We start from the raw sequence: 3,855 nt of genomic DNA, 5'->3' as shown, positions 1-3,855 counted from the left end.
GATGCGCCAGGAAGCCACGGTAATCACTGTTGGCGGTTCCGACTACAAAAAACTGGTGAATCTGGGCGGCACGGCTTCCGGATGGGTTGGCGAGACTGATGCACGCTCCCAGACCGCCACCTCAAAACTGGGACTGATTGAACCTTTCATGGGGGAAATCTACGGCAACCCGCAGGCTACCCAGAAAATGCTGGATGATGCCTTCTTCAACGTGGAGGCCTGGATCAACAGCGAGCTGGCAACCGAATTTGCCGAACAGGAAGAAATTGCCTTTACCACCGGCGATGGTACCAAGAAGCCGAAAGGGTTCCTGGCGTATGAATCCACCGATGAAACCGATAAGGTCCGGGCGTTCGGCAAACTTCAGCATATTGTATCCGGCGAAGCGACGGGGGTGACCGCAGACGCCATTATCAAACTGATTTACACGCTGCGAAAGGCACACCGCACCGGCGCGAAGTTCATGATGAACAACAACAGCCTGTTTGCCATCCGTCTGCTGAAAGACACCGAGGGTAACTATCTGTGGCGTCCGGGGCTGGAGCTGGGGCAACCGTCCTCTCTGGCGGGTTACGGTATCGCTGAAAACGAACAGATGCCGGATATCGCCGCTGATGCGAAAGCTATTGCATTTGGTAACTTCAAACGGGGTTACACCATCGTTGACCGTATCGGCACCCGCATTCTGCGTGACCCGTACACCAATAAACCGTTTGTCGGTTTTTATACCACCAAGCGCACCGGCGGGATGCTGGTCGATTCGCAGGCCATCAAACTGCTGAAGATTGCAGCGGCGTAATCACTCAGGGGCGCGGAACCGCGCCCCCTGTTCTGACGGGTGAAGAATCATGATCCTGAAACAAGATCTGAAATGGTCACCGGACGGTATGCGTGTTGAGGTCATTCGGGCCGGTGAGTATGACGACGGGGCGCTTCCTGCCCGGGTGCAGGAGATTGCACTTCAGGCCGGGTTAGCAGAGCGCGGAATCAGTGCAAAAAGCAGTAAAGCGGCAAAAGAGAAAAAAGCCACGACCAGTAAAGAGGGCTGAGTATGCTTCTGACAATGGAAGAGATTAAAGCCCAACTCCGGCTGGATGAGGATTTCGATGCTGATGACCGCCATCTGCAACTGCTGGCCTGTGCGGCACAAAAGCGGACGGAAACGTATCTGAACCGGAAGCTCTATGCACCGGATGAAACCATTCCGGACAGCGATCCGGACGGGCTGCACCTGCCGGATGATATTCGTCTGGGGATGCTGATGCTTATCAGCCATTTTTACGAAAACCGCTCGTCGGTTACGGAAGTGGAGAAACTCGACATGCCGCAGAGTTTTGGCTGGCTTGTCGGCCCGTACAGGTACTTTCCGCAATGAAAATTCGTCAGGCGCAGACCAGCGCAACCTACATTCTGCCGGACCCCGGTGAACTGAATAAACGCGTCCTGATCCGCCTGCGGGTGGATATGCCCGCGGATAACTTTGGCGTGGAGCCTCAATACCCGGTTACGTTCCGGACATGGGCGAAGGTTATCCAGACCAGTTCCACCACCTGGCAGGAAACCGCGCAGACCGGGGACGCCATCACCCATTACATCACCATTCGTTACCGCCGGGGGATCACCGCTGATTATGAGGTGGTCTGTGGTGACAGTGTGTACCGCGTGAAACGTCAGCGTGATCTGAACGGAGCGCGGCGCTTTCTGCTGCTGGAGTGTACGGAGCTGGGCGAATTTACGCAGAGTCACGGAGGCAACAATGGCGACTTCCTTTTTGCACGTTGATTTTCAGCAGCCCGCGGAGATGCGCTTTAACCGCGCCCGTGTCCGGCGGGCGTTTGTCACGATTGGTCAGCGTCATATGCGTGATGCCCGTCGGCTGGTGATGCGCCGTGCGCGGTCAGCACCGGGTGAAAACCCCGGTTATCAGACCGGACGCCTGGCTCGTTCGATTGGTTACATGGTGCCGGGAGCCAGTAAAAAGCGAGCCGGTTTTATGACACGCATTGCCCCTAACCAGCGCAACGGGAAGGGGAACCGGATGATCTCTGGTGACTTCTATCCGGCGTTTCTGTTTTTTGGTGTCCGGGGAGGGGCAAAGCGTCGTCGCAGCCATCATCGTGGTGCATCCGGTGGCAGCGGCTGGCGGCTGGCTCCACGTAATAACTTTATGGTGGAAACGCTTGAAAAGAACCGCAGCTGGACACGCTATTTTCTGGCGCGGGAATTACGTAAATCACTGAAGCCGGAGCGACGACACAGATGAAACTGACGCCTGTTATTGCTGCGCTGCGTGCCCGCTGCCCGTATTTTGAAAACCGGGTGGCAGGCGCGGCACAGTTCAAAAATCTGCCGGAGGTCGGAAAGCTGAGACTCCCGGCGGCGTATGTGGTACCGGGTGATGATTCTCCGGGAGAAAATAAAAGCCAGACCGACTACTGGCAGGAGCTGAAAGAGGGTTTCTCCGTGGTTGTCATACTGAGTAACGGGCGTGATGAGCGCGGTCAGTTTGCCTCGTATGATGTGGTGGACGATGTCCGGCAGATGCTCTTTAAGGCTCTGCTGGGCTGGAACCCGGAGGCGTGCGGTAACCCGATTACCTATGACGGCGGCACGCTTCTGGATATGAATCGTCATGAGCTGATTTATCAGTTCGATTTTTCGGTCATCAGAGAGCTGACTGAAGACGATACCCGCCAGCAGGATGATCTGAACAGTCTGGATGAACTGCAAACGCTGGCGATTGATGTTGATTATCTCGAGCCCGGTAACGGGCCTGACGGCGATATCGAACATCACACCGAAATAACCCTTCCTTCCTGAGGATCCTCATGTTTGTGAAAGCTGTTAAAGGGCGGTCAGTGCCTGACCCTGCCCGCGGTGACCTTTTGCCCGCCGAGGGGCGAAATGTTGATGAGAACAACTACTGGCTGCGCCGTGAAGCAGCGGGTGATATCCGGCGCGTGAATAAAAAGGTGAACACCGATGACGATAAGCTTTAACACCATTCCGTCGAATACGCTGGTTCCGCTGTTTTATGCGGAAATGGATAACCAGGCGGCGAATACTGCACAGGACAGCGGGGCATCGCTGCTGATTGGTCATGCCAATAACGGTGCAGAGATTGTTGCCAACAGTCTGGTGCTGATGCCATCGGCAGACTATGCACGCCAGATTTGTGGTGCGGGAAGTCAGCTGGCGCGTATGGTCGAGGCTTATCGCCAGACCGACCCGTTTGGTGAACTGTATGTGATTGCCGTTCCTGAATCCACGGGCGCGGCGGCAACAGTTACGCTGACGGTGACCGGCGCGGCAACCGAAACCGGCACGGTGAATGTTTATGTGGGACGTACCCGCGTGCAGGCACCGGTGACCAACGGCGATAACGTCGCGACGATTGCCAGCAGTATCAAAGATGCCATCAATGCCGTTCCGGCCCTGCCGTTTACGGCCTCATCTTCGGCTGGCGTGGTTACATTGACCGCGCGTCATAAGGGGCTTTGCGGGAATGAAATTCCTGTCAGCCTCAATTACTACGGCTTTGGTGGGGGCGAAGTGCTGCCAGCGGGCGTACAGATTGCCGTGGCGGCGGGGACCGCCGGAACGGGGGCTCCTGCTCTCACCGGCGCGGTGGCTGCAATGGCGGATGAGCCGTTTGATTATATCGGTCTGCCGTTCAACGACACGGCCTCCGTTAACACGCTGGTGACCGAGATGAACGATACCAGCGGTCGCTGGAGCTATGCGCGTCAGCTGTATGGTCATGTGTATACGGCAAAGATCGGCACACTGTCAGAACTGGTGACCGCAGGTGACCAGTTTAACCAGCAGCACATTACCCTGGCGGGGTACGAAAAA

At 56.3% G+C, this 3,855-nt stretch carries 8 protein-coding genes; all 8 read left to right on the top strand.

Features of this window, described 5'->3' with window-relative positions:
* The coding region (locus tag D9736_RS13525) for a phage major capsid protein (protein WP_130258504.1) at positions 1-799 on the top strand (799 nt) is incomplete at its 5' end.
* A 49-nt stretch (positions 800-848) separates the two neighbouring features.
* Complete coding sequence (locus tag D9736_RS13520; RefSeq protein ID WP_000601360.1) at positions 849-1,049, top strand: hypothetical protein; 201 nt, start codon at positions 849-851, stop codon at positions 1,047-1,049.
* A 2-nt stretch (positions 1,050-1,051) separates the two neighbouring features.
* Complete coding sequence (locus D9736_RS13515) at positions 1,052-1,375, top strand: head-tail connector protein (RefSeq protein ID WP_000927711.1); 324 nt, start codon at positions 1,052-1,054, stop codon at positions 1,373-1,375.
* Complete coding sequence (locus D9736_RS13510; RefSeq protein ID WP_130258503.1) at positions 1,372-1,782, top strand: phage head closure protein; 411 nt, start codon at positions 1,372-1,374, stop codon at positions 1,780-1,782. The genes D9736_RS13515 and D9736_RS13510 overlap by 4 nt, the downstream gene beginning before the upstream one ends.
* Positions 1,757-2,263, top strand: coding sequence for a hypothetical protein (locus D9736_RS13505; protein WP_130258502.1), 507 nt, complete (start codon positions 1,757-1,759; stop codon positions 2,261-2,263). Before D9736_RS13510 ends, D9736_RS13505 begins: the two co-directional genes overlap by 26 nt.
* Complete coding sequence (locus D9736_RS13500; protein ID WP_001560820.1) at positions 2,260-2,820, top strand: hypothetical protein; 561 nt, start codon at positions 2,260-2,262, stop codon at positions 2,818-2,820. The genes D9736_RS13505 and D9736_RS13500 overlap by 4 nt, the downstream gene beginning before the upstream one ends.
* 8 nt (positions 2,821-2,828) lie before the next feature.
* The gene (locus D9736_RS13495) at positions 2,829-2,999 is read left to right on the top strand and encodes a DUF2635 domain-containing protein (protein ID WP_001560821.1); all 171 of its coding nucleotides are present in this window, start codon (positions 2,829-2,831) and stop codon (positions 2,997-2,999) included.
* Positions 2,983-3,855: phage tail sheath subtilisin-like domain-containing protein (locus tag D9736_RS13490; protein WP_205712927.1), on the top strand; the 873-nt coding region annotated here is incomplete at its 3' end. The genes D9736_RS13495 and D9736_RS13490, both read left to right, overlap by 17 nt.

The sequence above is a fragment of the Escherichia sp. E10V10 genome, from assembly GCF_004211985.1.
Lineage (GTDB): Bacteria > Pseudomonadota > Gammaproteobacteria > Enterobacterales > Enterobacteriaceae > Escherichia.
This window is presented reverse-complemented; position numbering and strand designations above follow the sequence as displayed.